Origin of the sequence: Microtetraspora sp. AC03309 (genome assembly GCF_020826795.1) — a bacterium.
Taxonomy (GTDB): Bacteria; Actinomycetota; Actinomycetes; order Streptosporangiales; family Streptosporangiaceae; genus Microtetraspora; species Microtetraspora glauca.
Window position 1 is genome coordinate 1 of the sequence record NZ_JADDIL010000043.1, and the last position, 16,689, is coordinate 16,689.

A 16,689-nucleotide genomic window follows, 5' to 3' on the forward strand; every position below is an offset into this window, starting at 1 on the left:
CAGCCCGCCCGCCCGCGCCGTGCCGTTCAACCGGCAGATCACCGGCTTGGGGCTGTCCCAGATGAGGGAGAGGATCTCGGGGAAGGCCCCCGTCACGGGCGCGGCCCCCGGACCCGTGGCCCGCGCCGCGCGCTGCTCCTTGAGGTCGGCGCCCGCGCAGAACACCGGGCCGGTCCCGGTCAGCACGATCACCCGCACGACGGGATCGGCCAGCGCGGCGTCCAGGGCCTCCCTCAGCTCGCCGAGCAGCCGGACCGACAGGGCGTTCCGGTTGGCCGGGGAGTCGAGGGTCAGCGTGTGGACGCCGCCCGCGGTCTCACGGTGTACCAGCGATGTCATCGGCATGCTCCTCGATCACGGCGTCGATCACGGCGAGTACGGCTCCCGCCTCGACCTGCCGTCCGGCGACGGCGTCGAGCGCGGTCACGGTCCCCGCGCCAGGGGAGACGATCTGGTGTTCCATCTTCATCGCCTCAAGGACGATCACCGGCTGGCCCGCGGTGACCCGGTCCCCGGGTTCGACGTCGACGCGAAGGACCGTACCCGGCATGGGCGCGAGCAAGGATCCCGGCTCGATCCGCTCCGCCGGTTCCGGCAGGCGTTCGAGCGGAGCCAGCCGTACCGGGCCGAGGACGGAGTCGACGTGCGTGACGCCGGGACAGCGGGACACGGCGAACGCGCGGCGCACGCCGGACACCGACAGCACGACCTCGCCGGGCGTCGCCGACACCAGCTCCACGCCGTCGAAGCCGTCGGCGGCCAGCCCGTCCCGGGTGACGAGGTAGGCGATCTCGATCCGCTCCCCTGGGTCCCCGGGGAGCGCGAACGCGGCCCGCTGGGGCTGCGAGACGACGTTGCGCCAGCCGCTGGGCAGCCCGCCGAGCACCCCGCCGGCCGCCCTGGCCGCCGCCCGGTTCGCCGCCGCCCCCGCGAGCGCCGCGGCCAGCGCGGAGACCCGTACGGCGTCCGCGTCCGCGAGGGGCGGGGACGCGGGGAGGGCGTGCCGATCGAGGAAACCGGTGTCGGTCTCACCCGCCAGGAAGGCGGGATGGCGCAGGACGTTGACCAGCAGCTCGCGGTTGGTCACCGGGCCGTGGATGCGGGCCCGGGCGAGCGCCGCGGCCAGCCGCCGCGCCGCCCCCGCCCGCGTGGGCGCGTACGCGATGACCTTGGCCAGCATCGGGTCGTAGTGCGGGCTGACCGCCGAGCCGTCCACCACGCCCGAGTCGAGGCGGAGCCCGCCGTCGGAACGGAACTCGGCGTCCACGCCTGGAACCTCGAAACAGTGCAGGACGCCGGCCTGCGGCCGCCAGTCCCGCGCGGGGTCCTCGGCGCAGAGGCGGGCCTCGATCGCGTGGCCGACCGGGCTCGGGGGGAGGCCCGGCAGCGGGGCGCCCTCGGCGATCTCCAGCTGGAGCCGGACCAGGTCCACGCCGTAGACGTACTCGGTCACCGGGTGCTCGACCTGGAGGCGGGTGTTCATCTCCAGGAAAGCGACGGTGCCGTCCTTGACCAGGAACTCGACCGTCCCCGCGCCGACGTAGCCGATGGCCTGGGCGGCCTTCACCGCCGCGTCGGACAGCTCCCTGCGCAACTCGGGGGAGACGGCGGGGGAGGGGGCCTCCTCGATGATCTTCTGGTGGCGGCGCTGGACGGAGCACTCGCGCTCGCCGAGGGTCCACACCGTGCCGTGGGAGTCGGCCACGACCTGCACCTCGATGTGCCTGGCGTGCTCGAGCAGGGGCTCGGCGAAGACGGTGCCGTCACCGAAGGCGGCGAGGGCCTCCCGCCGCGCCGACTCGACCGTCTCGGCCAGTTTCTCCGGGTCGCGTACGATCCGCATCCCGCGCCCGCCGCCGCCCGCCGACGCCTTCACGAGCAGCGGGACGTCCGGGCGGGCGTCGCCGTCGAGATCGTGGGTCGGGAGCACCGGGACCCCCGCGGCGGCCATCAGCGCCTTCGCCTCGATCTTGGCGCCCATCGCGGCGACGGCCTCGGGAGGCGGGCCGATCCAGATCAGGCCCGCGTCGAGCACGGCCCTCGCGAAACCGGCGTTCTCGGAGAGGAAGCCGTACCCGGGATGCACGGCGTCGGCGCCGGACGCCAGGGCCGCCTCGACGATCTTCGCCGCGTCCAGATAGGACATCGGATCGCCGAGCCGTACCGCCTGGTCGGCCTCGGCCACGTGCGGCGCGTCCGCGTCGGCGTCGGAGTAGACGGCGACCGTCTCGACGCCGAGGTCCCGGCAGGTCCGGAACACCCGCCGGGCGATCTCCCCGCGGTTGGCGACCAGCAGCCGGTGGATCATCACCATCACGCCCTCACATCCGGAAGACGCCGAAGCCCGCGGGCTCGGCGGCCGGAGCGTTCCCGATCGCGGACAGGCACAGCCCGAGGACGGTGCGGGTGTCCCTCGGATCGATCACGCCGTCGTCGTACAGCCGTCCGGAGAGGAAGAACGGCAGCGACTCGGCCTCGATCTGGGCCTCGACCATCTGCCGCATGGCGGCGTCCGCCTCCTCGTCGTAGACCTGGCCCCTGGCCTCCGCGGCGGCCCTTCCGACGATGGACAGCACGCCCGCGAGCTGCGCCGGGCCCATCACGGCGGACTTGGCGCTCGGCCACGAGAACAGGAACCGGGGATCGTACGCGCGGCCGCACATGCCGTAGTTGCCGGCGCCGTAGGAGGCGCCCATGACGATCGTGATGTGCGGGACCGTCGAGTTGGACACCGCGTTGATCATCATCGCGCCGTGCTTGATGATGCCGCCCTGCTCGTACTCCCTGCCCACCATGTAGCCGGTCGTGTTCTGCAGGAAGACCAACGGCGTACGCGACTGGCCGGCGAGCTGGATGAACTGCGCGGCCTTGCGCGCCTCCTCGCCGAACAGCACGCCCCTGGCGTTGGCCAGGATCCCGATCGGGTGGCCGTGCAGGGCGGCCCACCCGGTGACCAGGCTCGATCCGTACAGCGGTTTGAACTCGTCGAAGTCGCTGCCGTCCACGACCCTGGCGATGACCTCGCGCGGGTCGAACGGGATCTTCAGATCCTCGGGGACGATGCCGAGCAGCTCGTCCTCGTCGTAGCGGGGCGGTGGCGCGGCGGCGGCAGGAGCGGGCCCCGCCTTGCGCCAGTTGAGCCTCCTGACGATCCGGCGGCCGATCCGGAGCGCGTCGTACTCGTCGGCGGCCAGGTAGTCGGCCAGCCCGGAGACGCGGGCGTGCATGTCGGCGCCGCCGAGCGACTCGTCGTCGGATTCCTCGCCGGTCGCCATTTTCACCAGGGGAGGCCCGCCGAGGAACACCTTCGCCCGGTCCTTCACCATGACGACGTAGTCGCTCATGCCGGGCACGTACGCGCCTCCGGCGGTCGAGTTGCCGAAGACCAGCGCGATCGTCGGGACGCCCGCCGCGGACAGCCGGGTCAGGTCGCGGAACACCTGCCCGCCGGGGATGAAGATCTCCTTCTGGGCCGGCAGGTCCGCGCCGCCCGACTCGACCAGGTTGACGAGCGGGAGCCGGTTGCGCAGGGCGATGTCGGCCGCGCGGAGGGACTTGCGCAGCGTCCACGGGTTGGACGCGCCGCCGCGCACCGTCGGATCGCTGGCGTTGATCACGCATTCGACGCCCTCGATCACCCCGATGCCGGTGACCACGCTCGCGCCCACGGGGTAGTCGGTGCCCCAGGCCGCCAGCGTGGACAGTTCGAGGAACGGGGAGTCCGGGTCGAGCAGGAGCTCGATCCGCTCGCGGGCGAGCAGCTTGCCGCGCGCCCGGTGCCGCTCGACGTACGTGGCGCCGCCGCCCGCCACGGCCGTGGCGTGCTCGGCCGAAAGCTCGCCGAGCCGGGCGAGCATGGCCTCACGGCGCGTGCCGTACTCCCGGCCGGAGGTGTCCAACCGGCTCGTCAAGGTCGCCATCGCGCCACCGAACCATGTTCTGCCACGGGGTAGATCCTGCTCGGAAAGCGTCGCACACGTCAACGCGGGTCAGCCGCAGTGGGACCAGGCGCTGGTCCACGTGGCGCTGCCGTACCCGCCTCCCCACATGACGCAGGCCTTCTTCGCGGCGAGCCTGAGCGGGCCCGCGTAGACGGTGTACGAGGCGAAGGAGCTGGAGGAGGAGCCGCCCTTGACCTTCAGGACCGCACCCATCCTGATCTTCCCGGGGACCACGTACTTCGACATCGTGATCACGCAGTTCTTGCCCGTGGAGGCGTTGTAGAGCAGGTAGATCGTCGCCTTGCCGCTCCACGAGTGGGAGTCGATGACCCCGAAGCCCGACCCGCAGACGCCCTTCGCCGTGTACGGGTTCAGCTTCTTGGCCGGAGTGGCCGACTTGGTCGGCGTGGGGGTCTTGGTGGGGGTCGGCGCGACGGTCTTGGTGGGCGCCGAGGTCTCCTCCGTCGACGGCGGGATCACCACGACGCTCGGTTCGGGAGCCGACGACGCCGTGGGCTTCGGCGTCGTGGTGCGGCTCCGCACCGGACTGCGCGCCGGCTCGGGCGGCGGCGTACGGCGGTGCGCGGGGACGCCGGTGAGAGAGCCGGACGGGGATGCCTTGAGGGCGGGCGGAGACGTGCGCGGCCTGGACGGGGGAGGGACGACCTTGCTCACCGGGGTGGCGGACGCCGAGCCGCTCGCCTGCGCCACGGGTGTCCCCGGCTGCTCGTTCGCCATGTTGGCCGTGGTCCTGCTGGTCACCAGGGTCGCTCCGGCGATCGCCGCCACCGCGACCGCGCCTCCCACGCCCGCGAGGATCGGCAGCCGCCGTCCCGGCCTGCGCGCGGCGCCCTGCGGTCTCTCCGTCGCGGGCCGCGGGCGCGCGGCCGGTGCCGTCGGTGCCATCGGCGCCGGTGTCGCCGTCGGCGTGGTGGCCTGGCCGGTGAGCGCACCGACCAGGTCGTCGGCGGAGGGGCGCAGCGCGGGGTCCTTCGACAGGCACGCGCCGACGAGCTCGCGCAGCGGCGAGGCGAGCGCGCTCAGATCGGGTTCGGTGTTCAGGATGCGGGTGATCACGGACGGGATCGAGTCGGCGCCGAACGCGGGGGTCCCGGTCGCCGCGAACACCATGGTGACGCCCCACGCGAAGACGTCGGCGGCGCCGGTCGCCTCACCGCCGGAGAGCAGCTCAGGAGCGAAATAGGACGGGGTCCCCATGGTGGCGCCTGTGGCGGTCGCCTGCGGCGAATCCAGCGCCCTGGCCACGCCGAAGTCGATCACGACCGGGCCCTCGGGACCCATCAGGACGTTGGCGGGCTTGAAGTCGCGGTGGGTGATCCCCGCCCGGTGGATGGCGGCCAGGGCGGTCGCCGTGCTGATGGCCAGGCGTTCGAGGGCCGCGCCCCTGCGCGGACCCTCCATGTCCACCAGCTGCCGGAGCGACGGACCGGGGACGAACTCGCTGACGATGTAGGGCTGGTTGCCGACGAGATCGGCGTGGAGGACGGGTGCCGTGCAGAAGCGGGCGACCCGCTGGGCCAGGGCGACCTCCCGGAGGAAGCGGTGCCGCGCCTCCTGGTCGCCCGCCAGGCGGGTGTGCAGCAGCTTGACCGCGACCTGTTCGCCCTCGGGGCCCCGGCCGAGGTAGACGATCCCCTGACCGCCCTCTCCCAGCCGGTCCACGAGTTCGAATGGCCCCAGCCGCGCCGGATCACCTTCCCCCAGTGCCATCTTGACCCCGTTTTCCCCAATTAGCGTGACAAGAGAGGAAAACGCTACCAGTGATGAAGGAGGGGATGTTTAGATTGCCTTACCGGGGTTCAGGAGATTCAGCGGGTCGAAGACCTGCTTGATCCCGTGCTGGATCTCGGTCGCCAGGGGACCGGACTCCAGGGCGAGCCAGCGGCGCTTGAGCAGGCCGACGCCGTGCTCTCCGGTCAGCGTCCCGCCCAGCGCGAGTGCCTCGCGGAACACCTCGTCGGCCGCCGCCCACACCTCCGGCGGGGGCTCCTCCAGGCCGCGCTCGAAGATGAACACCGGGTGCAGGTTGCCGTCGCCGGCGTGCGCCACCGTCGCGATCACCACGTCGTGCCTGGCCGCCGCGGCCTCGACCGCCCCGATCATGTCGGGCAGCACGGACCTCGGCACGCAGACGTCCTCGACCAGGCACTGCCCGAGGCGCTCCTTGGCCTGGTAGGCGAGCCGCCGTACCCCGACCAGCTCCGCCGCCTCCTCGGGCGAGCCGGACAGCGCCGTGAAGGACGCGCCGTTCGCGTCGCACAACTCGGCCATCCGCGCGGCGACCTCCTGGCTGTCCGAGGCGTCGGACTGCGCGATCAGCATCGCCTTCGTGCCCGGCTCCAGGCCGATGTTCTTCCAGTCGTCGATCGCCTTGAGCGTCGTGCGGTCCATCAGTTCGAGCAGCGACGGCTGGCATCCGGCGGCGATGATCGCCGAGACGGCCGCCGCCGCCTCCCGCAGTGAGGTGAACTCCGCCGCGACCGTCGCCACCTCGGCCGGAGCCCGGCGCAGCCGCACGGTCGCCTTCGTGATCACCCCGAGGGTGCCCTCCGAGCCGACGAACAGCCCGGTCAGGTCATAGCCCGTGACGCCCTTGACGGTCCGGCGGCCCGTGTTGAGCACGCGCCCGTCGGCGAGCACGACCTCAAGGCCGAGCGCCGAGTCGCGGGTCACCCCGTACTTCACGCAGCGCAGGCCGCCCGCGTTCGTGGCCAGGTTCCCGCCGATCGTCGAGATCTCGTACGACGACGGGTCGGGCGCGTACATCAGCCCGTGCTCCCGCGCCGCGCGGTCCAGATCGGCGGTGATCACTCCGGGTTCGACGACCGCGATCTCGTCGTCGGGCGACAGTTCGAGGATCGACGTCATCCGGTGCAGCGACAGGATGACGCTCCCGTCCATGGCCGTCGCCGCGCCCGCGAGACCCGAGCCCGCCCCGCGCGGCACCACCGGCACCCGGTGCTCGGTGGCCCACCGCATCGTGGTGACCACGTCGTCCCGCGACTGGGCGAGCACCACTCCCAGCGCCTTGCCCGGCCGCAGGAAGGTGCGGTCCCTGGCGTACGACTCCGTGACGTCGGGATCGGTCAGTACCCGTCCCTCGGGCAGCGCGGCGATGAGCTCTCTCACAAAAAGGGACTTTACGGCCACCGCGCCCTCTAGGCGAAAAGAACCGCAGGTAGGAAGCCCGGCGGCGGCCCGCGACCTGCCCGGAACGGCGTCCGCGCAGGTCGGCCCGTAGGCCGCCCGCAGGTCGGAACGGTGTCCGCGCAGGTCGGGCGGCGGTTCGATCCCGGAGAGATCACGGTTTGACAAAGTTCGATCTACGCTATTTACGCTTCCTTTACTTCCTCCTTATCGTCCGCTTTGCGGATTCCGAGGCGGCTTCGCCGCGGGACCCCCAGGCCAGGCGCGCGCTCATCCCGGTGCGCCTCGTGACGCGCCCGGTGACCCCGGGCGGGGAAGGGATCTTGTTGTCCAGGAGACTCAGGCGTCTCGTCGCGGTCGTGCCCGCTCTTGGGCTGGCGGCGGCGGGACTCGCCACAGCAGGTGCGGCCACGCCCCAGGCGAACTACCAGCCTTCGGCGAAGGACCACTACATCAACTACGCGCCGCCGCGTGTGCAGAGCGACGTCACCGACACGTCCGAAGAGGTCCCCTCCAAGGGGGCGAAGCGCACCGCCGCGCTCGCCAAGGAGATCGACCACAAGTTCGCCAGCGGCAACCCGGTCGCCGCGCGGGAACTGGTCAAGAACGAGAAGCGAGCGATCAGGACCGGTCAGAACCCCTTCGACTTCATCTACAAGAAGTCGAAGACCACCAAGACCGCCAAGCTGCTCACGCTGCTGGTCGAGTTCAACGACCAGGCGAACGACGACTTCTCCGGCTGGACGCACCCCAAGACGATCGACGACGTCGACGACTGCGTGACCGAGCCGGCCGGCACCAAGCTGAACGGACCGCTCCACAACACCATCCCCAACCCGGCCGACGCGGCTGGGGGTGGCAAGGACAACAACTCGATGTGGGTGTCGGACTTCGACAACGCCCACTACAACAAGATGCTCTACAGCTCGGAGGGGATCACCACCCGGGTCCGCCCCGACCTGACCGACCCCAGGGACGGTAAGAAGGGCATCGACATCTCCGGCTCCACCATGAAGAACATGTACGAGGAGCTCTCGAAGGGCGCGTACACGGTCTCCGGTGAGGCGGTCGGCTGGATCAAGGTCCCGCACTCCGAGGCGTGGTACGGCGCGGGCAAGTGCGGCTCCGCCATGCAGGACATGTCCGGTCACCCGGACAACCCGCGCGGCGCCGCGCAGCTCCCGGTCGACGCGGTGAACGCGCTGGCCGCCGCGAACCCCTCCTTCCCGTGGGCGGACTACGACAAGGAGGACGTCTCCGACGCCGACGGTGACGGCAACTACGACGAGCCCGACGGCGTGATCGACCACCTGGTCCTGATCCACGCCGGCGAGGACAAGTCCGGCGGCGGCGGCGCGGAGGGCACCTTCGCCATCTGGGCGCACTCCAGCGACGTGACCGGCGGCTACACCGTCCCGGGCACCAGCGTGAAGATCTCCAACTACATCGTGCAGCCCGAGGACTCCGGGGTGGGCGTCTTCGCCCACGAGTACGGCCACGACCTCGGCCTGCCCGACCTGTACGACTCCACCGGCGGCGGCGACTCCGACGTGGACTTCTGGGACCTCATGTCCAGCGGCTCCCACTCCGGGCCGATCTTCCAGTCGCTGCCGACCCACATGGGCCTGTGGGACAAGTGGGTGCTCGGATGGGCCAACCCCAAGACCCTCAACCCCGGTGACGGCACCAAGGTGGTGACCGTCGGGCAGAGCTCGCGTACGCCCAAGGGCACCGAGGACGGCGTCCGGATCAACCTGCCGGACAAGCACATCGTCATGACCACCCCGCACAGCGGCTCCAATGTGTGGTGGTCCAACAGCGACCAGAACTGGGCCGACTCCAAGCTGACCAGGGCGGTCGCCGTCCCGGCCGGCGCGGACAAGAAGTTCTGGTGGTGGACCGACTACAGCATCGAGTCCGAGTGGGACTACGGCTTCTTCGAGGTCTCCACTGACGGCGGTGCCACCTGGTCCGAGCAGAAGGTCTACAAGGAGGACGGCACCCTCGCCAGCACCGACGACGGCGACCCCGACCCCAACGGCCGGCTCAGGGACTACGGCAACAAGAAGTACGGCATCACCGGCGAGAGCGGCGGCTGGACGCACCTCTACGCCGACCTGACGCCGTTCGCCGGCACGTCCGTCCAGGTCCGCCTCCGGTACGCCACGGACGCGGCGGCCGTCAACACCGGCTGGTTCCTGGACGACTTCTCGGTCACCGACGGCGCGACCACCGTCTGGAGCGACGACGTCGAGGGCGGCGCCAACGGCTGGACCGCCGCGGCCGGCACGTTCACCAACACCGCGGGCGCCGGCTGGGTGACCCACAGCGGCCAGGTGCAGTCCGCGCAGTACTACCTGGCGGAGTGGCGCAACTTCGACGGCTTCGACAAGGGCCTCCAGTACGCCTACGACACCACCTGGCAGCGTGACGGCGCCTGGAAGGTCGAGAAGATCAAGTACAACGCGCCGGGCCTGCTGGTCTGGTACCGCGACACCTCGCGCTCCATGAACAACGTCGCGGACAGCACCTTCGACCTGCCCTCGGTCGGTCCGAAGGGCCAGCTCCTCATCGTCGACTCGCACTTCGACCCGCTGCGCCGTACCGGCGAGGCGGCGACGAAGGACTCGTCGACGCTGAAGAACCTGCCGTCCCGCCCGCAGTCGTCCAACGCGTCGTTCAACTTCGTCGGCACCTACCCGTTCAAGGAGTGCATCGAGGGCGAGGCGTTCACGGAGTACTGCACCTCGTTCGCCAAGCAGGCCGCGGTGACGACCTTCACCGACGCCAAGGGCTGGTACCCGGGCTTCGAGATCCGCGGCAGCCAGCTGTACTACCGGCACCGTGACGGCTCCTCCGTGGTCCCGTCCAAGGACAACGAGCAGTACACCACCCGGGTCGTCAACCCCGACGGCACCCCGGCGACCTCGCTGTACGGCACGGACATCGGCGGCGCCATCCTCGGCACCGGCAACCCCGGCGACGAGAACAAGCAACTCGGCGTGCAGATCAGGCTGCTCACCCCGCTGCCGCTGAACCTCGGCGCGATCGTCCAGGTGACGGCGCCCAAGAAGTAGTCACATCAGGCAGTCCCGGGGCGTGAGGACCCCATAAGGGCGTAACGCACCGGTCAGGGCCCGGCGGCCGCACCAGCCGCCGGGCCCGCCTACTATGTGATCATGCGCAGCAAAGCGGACCATACGGCGGCGATCCACACGCACCGGCGTGCCGCCGTCGTCGTGAACACGCGATCACGGCGGGGGCGGCGTCACTACCCCGAGGTCCTGCGGCTCCTCCAAGCCGGCCGGTTCGACCTGGCCGGCGTTCACCAGGTCACCGACCCGACCCGACTCAGGGACACCATCGAGCGGGCGCTCGCCCCCGCCCCCGACCTTCTCGTCGTCGGCGGCGGCGACGGCACCCTCAGCAGCTCGATCAAGCACATCGCCCACCGCGACGTCGCCCTGGGCGTCCTGCCGCTCGGCACCACCAACAACTTCGCGCGCAGCCTCGGCCTGCCGCTCGACCTCTCCCGCGCCGTACGCGTGTTCACCGAGGGCAAGGTCGCCGACATCGACCTCGGCGTCTGCGGGGACCGCCCCTTCGCCAACCTGGCCAGCTTCGGCGTCTCCGTCGAGGTCGCGGGAACCGTGCGGCCGTGGGTCAAGCGGCTCCTCGGCCGCGCCGCCTACCCGCTGACCGCGATCCGGCTGCTTCCCCGCCACCAGCCGTTCCGTGCGTACATCACGGTGGACGGCAGGCGGCACGAGGTGCTCACCCACCAGCTCAACATCGCCAACGGCCGCTTCCACGGCGGATGGCAGATCGCCAGGGACATCAGCATCGACAATCGGCGGCTGGTCGCCTACCAGCTCGGCTCGGGCAAGCGGCTCAGGCTGCTCGCCGAGACCCTCGTACGCGCCACGACCGGCCGGTGGCAGAGCCTCGCGGGCGGCCCGTTCGTCACCGGGACCGAGATGCTGCTGGAGACCGACCCCCCGATGGCCGCCGACATCGACGGAGAGGTGCGGTTGCGCACCCCGCTCGTGCTCAAGACCATCCCGAACGGCGTGCGCGTCATGGTCCCGTCGGACTTCACCGACACCTGAGGTCCACGAAGCGTCACCGGAGCCCGGTTCAGCCGCCGTCCGCGTCCTCCGCGAGCGTCCGGTAGGCGGGCCTGAGCAGGTCCAGGATCGGAATGTGCCGCGCCTTGACCGCGGGCGGCTCCAGGGCGCGCAGCAGCAGGTCGGGCGGTGTCGCGGGCAGGTCGCCGCGATCCCGCAGCCGGGCAGGGGAGACGGCCGGCTCGTAGAAGCCGTCCATGCGATCGGCGAAGGCCGCGTCGGTCACGTCGAGGAGCGACGCCGTCCCGGCGTCGTCAGAGCTCCGAGGATGATCCGCCGGTCTCGCCGCGCGCAGCGCGTCGAGCAGGTCCTCCTTGGCCATGCCGCGCCAGGCCAGCACCAGGAACGGATCGTCGTCGAACGACTCGGCCAGCACGTACAGCACCGCGGACAGATGCTTGCACGGGAAGCCCCAGTCGGGGCACGAGCAGGCCATGTCCAGCCCGCGCTCGCCAGGGAAGAGCGGCAGGCCCGCCTCACGGAAGACGTCCTCGATCTCCGGAGGCATCTCCCCGGCGAGCAGCTTGGCGCGGTAGAGCGCCCGCGCCGCCAGCTTCCCCGTGAGCACGCGCCACTGGTCCGCGCCGTACGCGGCGACGCCGATCGTGACGTCGTACGGCTTCGGCCGCGACCCCTGGACCCGCGCTGTCACCTGGCCGGGCGCGATGTCGAGGTGCATGACCTGCCCCGACCGCGCGTACGCCCGGCCACGGGACAGCCGGCCCTTGTCGCAGACACGTTCCAGGATGTCGATGAAGCGGCGTGACCACCACCGCTCGCCGATCGAGCCGCGCCGGCTGCGCACGTGGAGGCCGCCCTCCACCCGGATCGGCCGGACGTGCTCGAAGATCCAGGTCTTCGGGTCGGGCCGGCTCCCGCGCTCGCTCATGAGACCGCCTCCGGTCCGAGCCGGAACAGCTCCCGCAGCCGGTCGGTGGACAGGCCGGTGATCCAGTCCTCGCCGGTGCCGACCACGCTCTCGGCGAGCGCCGTCTTGCGTTCGATCATCTCGTCGATCCGCTCCTCCAGGGTGCCCACGCAGACGAACTTCCTGACCTGGACGTTCCTCGTCTGCCCGATGCGGAACGCCCGGTCGGTCGCCTGGTTCTCGACCGCCGGGTTCCACCACCGGTCCACGTGGATCACGTGGTTGGCCGCGGTCAGGTTGAGGCCCGTACCCGCCGCCTTGAGCGACAGCAGGAACAACATCGGCTCGTCGTCGGTCTGGAAACGTTCGACCAGCGCGTCGCGCTGCTTCTTCGGCAGCCCGCCGTGGAGCCACAGCACCGGCCGGTCGAGATGCGCCGACAGGTACGGCTGGAGCAACGTCCCGAACTCGGCGTACTGCGTGAACACGAGCGCCTTGTCGCCCTCGGCGACGATCTCCTCGGCCAGCTCCTCCAGCCGGGCGAGCTTCCCCGACCTGCCGGGCAGCCGGGAACCGTCCTTGAGCAGGTGCGCCGGATGGTTGCAGACCTGCTTGAGCTTCGTCATCGTGGCCAGCACGTTGCCGCGACGCTCGATGCCCTCGCTGTCCGCGATCTTGGCCATCATGTCCTCGACGACCGCCTGGTACAGCGTGGCCTGTTCAGGGGTGAGGTTGCACCAGACCTTCATCTCCATCTTGTCCGGCAGATCCGAGATGATCGTCTTGTCGGTCTTGAGGCGGCGCAGCACGAACGGGCCGGTGGCCCGCTTGAGCGCCGCGGTCGCCGCCTCGTCGCCGCGCCGCTCGATCGGCTCCTGGTAACGCCCCCGGAAGTCCTTCGCCGGGCCGAGCAGGCCGGGATTGCAGAACTCCATGATCGACCAGAGCTCGGCCAGGTGGTTCTCCACCGGCGTGCCCGTCAGCGCCAGCCTGGTGCGCGCGGGAAGGGCCCGTACGGCCTGCGCCTGCCGTGCCGCGCTGTTCTTGATGGCCTGCGCCTCGTCGCAGACGACCCGTGCCCAGTCGAACCCGGCCAGGACCTCCCGGTCCCGCAGGGCGGTGCCGTACGTGGTGAGCACGATGTCCGCCTCGGCCACCCGCTCGGCCAGCTCCTCGTCCCGCGACCGGGTGGCGCCGTGATGCAGGTAGACGTCCAGCGAAGGGGCGAACCGCGCGGCCTCCTTCTGCCAGTTGCTGAGCAGGGACATCGGGCAGACCAGCAACGTCGGCCCCGGGCGCTCGCCCCGCTCGCGCTCGTTCAGGAGGAGCGACAGCGTCTGTGCGGTCTTCCCGAGGCCCATGTCGTCGGCGAGCACCCCACCGAGCCCGATCCGCGACATGAAGGTCAGCCAGGACAGCCCCCGCTCCTGGTACGGCCGCAGCGTGCCGCGGAAGCTTTCAGGGGTGGCGATCGGTTCGAGCCGGCGATCCGCCTCACCGGAGAGCAGATCCCCGAGCAGGCCGTCGGCGTCCACCTCGACCAGCGGCAGGTCCTCGTCACCGCCGTGGACGACCTCCTGGATCAGCTCGCCCACCGTCATCTCGCCCGCCTGGCGCCTCGCCACGGCCTTCAGCGCGGCGCCCAGCTGCCGGTCGTCCAGCTCGACCCAGCGTCCCCTGACCCGGACCAGTGGCACCTTGAGCCTGGCCAGCTCGGCCAGTTCCTCCTCGCTGATCGTCTCGTCGCCGATCGCCAGATCCGCGCGGAAGTCCACGATCTGGTGCAGGCCGAACCCCTGGTCGCTCGCCGCGCCCGGTCCGGCCTTCCGCTGGGAGCGGGCGGTCAGCTTGAGCCCCAGCCGGGTACGGCCCGCCCACGCGGGCAACTGCACCCCGAACCCGGCGGCCTGGAGCAGCGGCGCGGCATGACGGAGGAAGGCGAACGCCCCCGCCGTGTCGAGCACGAGCGCGGAAGGCCGGGGCCCGCGCAACGCCTCCTCCACCTTCGGATAGAGACGTACGGCCCGGCCGAGGCCCGCGAGCAGCGTCTCGTCCGGGCGCTGCGAGAAGCCGGGCGCGCTCTCGTCCGCCCAGATCCGCTCCGCGGGCAGATAGAGGCTCGGATCATCGGCGGCCTGGAGGGCGAACTCCACCCGCCACGCCCCGTCGTCCACGGAATCCCGCACGCGGTCGTCAGTGGTTCCGGTGGGGTCGCCGTCGCCGGTCCGCCCCCGGTCTTCGTCGCCAGGTCCGAGCGGGTGTGGTTCGTCGTCGATCTCAGGGGCGGGCGGTTCGGTCAGGCGGAAGCACACCCGGACCGGACCGTCGAACTGGTGCGCCGAGGTGAACCACTCCCGGAGCGGCCGGGCCAGCTTCTCGGCCTCGGTCTCCTTCACGCCCGGAAGGGCCGCGTCCCCCGTGAGGGCCACCGTCCAGCGGTCGGCGAGGGGACTGCGCAGCCCCGGGCGGTGCCCGCCGAGCAGTCGTTCGGGAAGCGCGTGCCGTACCGCGGCGTCGGCCAGGGACGCGAGGGCATCGAGCAGCACGGGCGCGGACGGCCGCTCCTCCTCCACGGCCCGGCAGACCGGCGGCATCGCGGTCGCGAGCTCCCGGAACCTGGCGGCGTAGGCGCCGGTCAGCACCGGCCGCCACCGGGCCGCGTAACCGCCGTCCTCGGCGACGAGCTGGGGCAGCACCCGCCCGCGGCGGACCAGGTCACGGGCATAGGCCGCGACAACGGCGAGATAGCGCAGCGACGGTCCGGGAACGGCCGTCCGTAGATCGCCTTCCGGGTACTCGCCCGGCTCGTACGCTTCCGCCGGAAGATGGGCCATCTCGTCGACGCGGTCCAGCAGATCCAGAGCCGCCTCGGGCGCGACCCGCAGAGCGGGAACCCGCCAGGCGCTGATCTTCGGTTTCCGCGCGGTGACGGCGAGCCCCGCTTCCCGGGAGGGCAGCGGGCTCCGTCCCGAGCTGGGCAGGAGCAGGACGAGTTCGCCGGCGTCGGCCTTGCCCGCCGAAGCCGTGGCGACGTCGCCCCAGAGAGACAGATCATCGGTGATGGCCGCCGTCGAGGCAGCGTACGGATGGGGACGGATCTTCGCTCGTGACGTGGTCGTGCCGTCACCCGCCCTGCCGTCACCCGCCCGGCCTTTGGCTGCCGAGCCGACGCCTTCCGGGCCGTCGTTCGCGTGGCCGCCTGAGGTGTCCTCCGCCCAGAGCCTGAGGTAGCCCTCGGCCCAGGTGCTATGGATCACGAGCACGTGCCGTACCCCCTTCACACCTCCCGTGCCGGGCAACAGTAGCAGCGGTCGCACCGTGCTTTGATCAGCCGTGATCTCATGGATTCGCCGGATTTCGCTGGTGCATGGTGCGTGAAGAGCGGGTCGCGTCATGGCGATCCGCATGACGAGCGGGTGCACGGTGAGTGGGTGCACGGTGAGCGGGTGCACGGTGAGCGGCTCGCTTCGTCGGCACGGAATGACGGCTTCCTGGCGAACCTGTCACAGCGATTCCTGCAGATCCTCGCCCCGCCAGTCGATCTTGGCGAGAAAACGTCAGTGCAGATCCCGTTTCACGTGCGTTTCACGTGCGTTTCACGTACATAGGCCGCGTAGACGGCTTCGTAACGGCGGGCGGAGGCCGACAGGGCGGTCATGCCGGTCCCGCCATGGAAGATGTCCGGGGCGTGATAGGTCGTCACCTCCACGCCCTCCCGCAGGAGCAGCTGGGCGTAAGCCTGACCAGAGTCGCGCAGCCGGTCGAACTGATTGGTCATGATCATGGTCTTGATGCCGCGCATGCCGACCGGGATCGCCACGCGCAGCGGTGAGGCCGCGAGCAACTGCTCAGGCCGGGGAGCCTCGCCGAACAGGTGGCGACGGGCCAGCGCGAGGTCGGCGGCGGTGGGAGTGCACCGCGGGTCCGTCTCCGCCTCGTAGATCGCGTCGTCGAGCCAGTCGGTCAATGGCACGCTGAGCACCTGGGCGACCAGTCTGGGCCCGTCACCGGCCGCGCACCGCAGGGCGACGACCGCCGCCGCGTTCGCGCCCGCGCTCTCCCCGCCGATCGACAGCGACGAGGGGTCGAGGCCCAGATCAGCGCCGTTGGCGGCGAGCCAGGCCGTCGCCTCCGCGCAGTCGTCGATCGGAATCGGGTAGGGATGCTCGGGCGCCAGCCGGTAGTCCACCGAGACGATCGCGACCCCGGACAGCTTGGCCAGCCAGCGGCTGTGGATGTCGGACAGCTCCACGCTGCCCAGCCAGTAGGCGCCTCCGTGGAAGAAGACGTGGGTTCCCACCGCGCCTTGGCAGCGGTAGATCCGCGCGCCGATCGTGCCGCCGTTGACCGGGATCTCCAGGTCCTCGGTGGCGACGCCCTCGGGGGCGGGTCTGACCACGAACTCAAGCGAGGCTCGCCACAGCTGGGCGTTCTCCTCGCGCTGTTCGGCGGCGCTCCGCTCCTGGTCGACCGGTTCCGAAGCCATCATCACGCGGAGCACCTCGCCCAGAGGGCCCTCGACCTCGCCTGCTCGGATGGACATCACTACCTCTTCCGCTCGGCCTGCAGCCCGATCACCTCTAGC

10 protein-coding genes are annotated in these 16,689 nt (G+C 71.1%); 2 read left to right on the forward strand and 8 right to left on the reverse strand.

Annotated features, from left to right (window positions below):
* From IMZ11_RS24290 to IMZ11_RS24310, 5 genes are all read right to left on the reverse strand, one after another.
* On the reverse strand, positions 1 to 339 hold a 339-nt coding region (locus IMZ11_RS24290), incomplete at its 3' end, for an enoyl-CoA hydratase-related protein (protein WP_228644653.1).
* Positions 317 to 2,308 carry a biotin carboxylase N-terminal domain-containing protein gene (locus IMZ11_RS24295; RefSeq protein ID WP_228644705.1) on the reverse strand — a complete coding sequence of 664 codons (1,992 nt, stop codon included), beginning with the start codon at positions 2,306 to 2,308 and terminating at the stop codon, positions 317 to 319. The genes IMZ11_RS24290 and IMZ11_RS24295, both read right to left, overlap by 23 nt.
* Before the next feature lie 13 nt (positions 2,309 to 2,321).
* A complete protein-coding gene (locus tag IMZ11_RS24300; protein WP_228644654.1) occupies positions 2,322 to 3,920 on the reverse strand; it encodes an acyl-CoA carboxylase subunit beta in 1,599 nt (532 codons plus the stop codon).
* Between the two features lie 69 nt (positions 3,921 to 3,989).
* Complete coding sequence (locus tag IMZ11_RS24305) at positions 3,990 to 5,672, reverse strand: serine/threonine-protein kinase (RefSeq protein WP_228644655.1); 1,683 nt, start codon at positions 5,670 to 5,672, stop codon at positions 3,990 to 3,992.
* Between the two features lie 69 nt (positions 5,673 to 5,741).
* Positions 5,742 to 7,091: an FAD-binding oxidoreductase gene (locus tag IMZ11_RS24310; RefSeq protein WP_228644656.1), complete on the reverse strand. Its 1,350-nt coding sequence runs from the start codon at positions 7,089 to 7,091 to the stop codon at positions 5,742 to 5,744.
* Between the two features lie 377 nt (positions 7,092 to 7,468).
* On the opposite strand from IMZ11_RS24310, the gene IMZ11_RS24315 reads away from it, so the two are divergent.
* Positions 7,469 to 10,186, forward strand: a complete 2,718-nt coding sequence (locus IMZ11_RS24315) for an immune inhibitor A domain-containing protein (RefSeq protein WP_228644657.1) — start codon at positions 7,469 to 7,471, stop codon at positions 10,184 to 10,186.
* Positions 10,187 to 10,288: 102 nt separating this feature from the next.
* Entirely contained in the window at positions 10,289 to 11,218 is a 930-nt protein-coding gene (locus tag IMZ11_RS24320; protein WP_061261221.1) for a diacylglycerol kinase family protein, read from the forward strand.
* A 28-nt stretch (positions 11,219 to 11,246) separates the two neighbouring features.
* Here the strand turns inward: IMZ11_RS24320 and IMZ11_RS24325 are convergent, their stop codons facing one another.
* The 3 genes from IMZ11_RS24325 to IMZ11_RS24335 all read right to left on the reverse strand — a co-directional run bounded on the left by IMZ11_RS24325 (position 11,247) and on the right by IMZ11_RS24335 (position 16,647).
* Entirely contained in the window at positions 11,247 to 12,125 is an 879-nt protein-coding gene (locus tag IMZ11_RS24325) for an SWIM zinc finger family protein (RefSeq protein WP_228644658.1), read from the reverse strand.
* The gene (locus IMZ11_RS24330; protein WP_228644659.1) at positions 12,122 to 15,421 is read right to left on the reverse strand and encodes a DEAD/DEAH box helicase; all 3,300 of its coding nucleotides are present in this window, start codon (positions 15,419 to 15,421) and stop codon (positions 12,122 to 12,124) included. The genes IMZ11_RS24325 and IMZ11_RS24330 overlap by 4 nt, the downstream gene beginning before the upstream one ends.
* Before the next feature lie 257 nt (positions 15,422 to 15,678).
* The gene (locus tag IMZ11_RS24335; RefSeq protein ID WP_228644660.1) at positions 15,679 to 16,647 is read right to left on the reverse strand and encodes an alpha/beta hydrolase fold domain-containing protein; all 969 of its coding nucleotides are present in this window, start codon (positions 16,645 to 16,647) and stop codon (positions 15,679 to 15,681) included.
* Positions 16,648 to 16,689: the final 42 nt, after the last annotated feature.

What these genes read in the sequence shown, in the direction of transcription:
- IMZ11_RS24295 (WP_228644705.1), bottom strand. Translation starts at nt 2,308, where the DNA reads ATGATCCACCGGCTGCTGGTCGCCAACCGCGGGGAGATCGCCCGGCGG.
- IMZ11_RS24300 (WP_228644654.1), bottom strand. Translation starts at nt 3,920, where the DNA reads ATGGCGACCTTGACGAGCCGGTTGGACACCTCCGGCCGGGAGTACGGC.
- IMZ11_RS24305 (WP_228644655.1), bottom strand. Translation starts at nt 5,672, where the DNA reads ATGGCACTGGGGGAAGGTGATCCGGCGCGGCTGGGGCCATTCGAACTC.
- IMZ11_RS24320 (WP_061261221.1), top strand. Translation starts at nt 10,289, where the DNA reads ATGCGCAGCAAAGCGGACCATACGGCGGCGATCCACACGCACCGGCGT.
- IMZ11_RS24325 (WP_228644658.1), bottom strand. Translation starts at nt 12,125, where the DNA reads ATGAGCGAGCGCGGGAGCCGGCCCGACCCGAAGACCTGGATCTTCGAG.
- IMZ11_RS24335 (WP_228644660.1), bottom strand. Translation starts at nt 16,647, where the DNA reads ATGTCCATCCGAGCAGGCGAGGTCGAGGGCCCTCTGGGCGAGGTGCTC.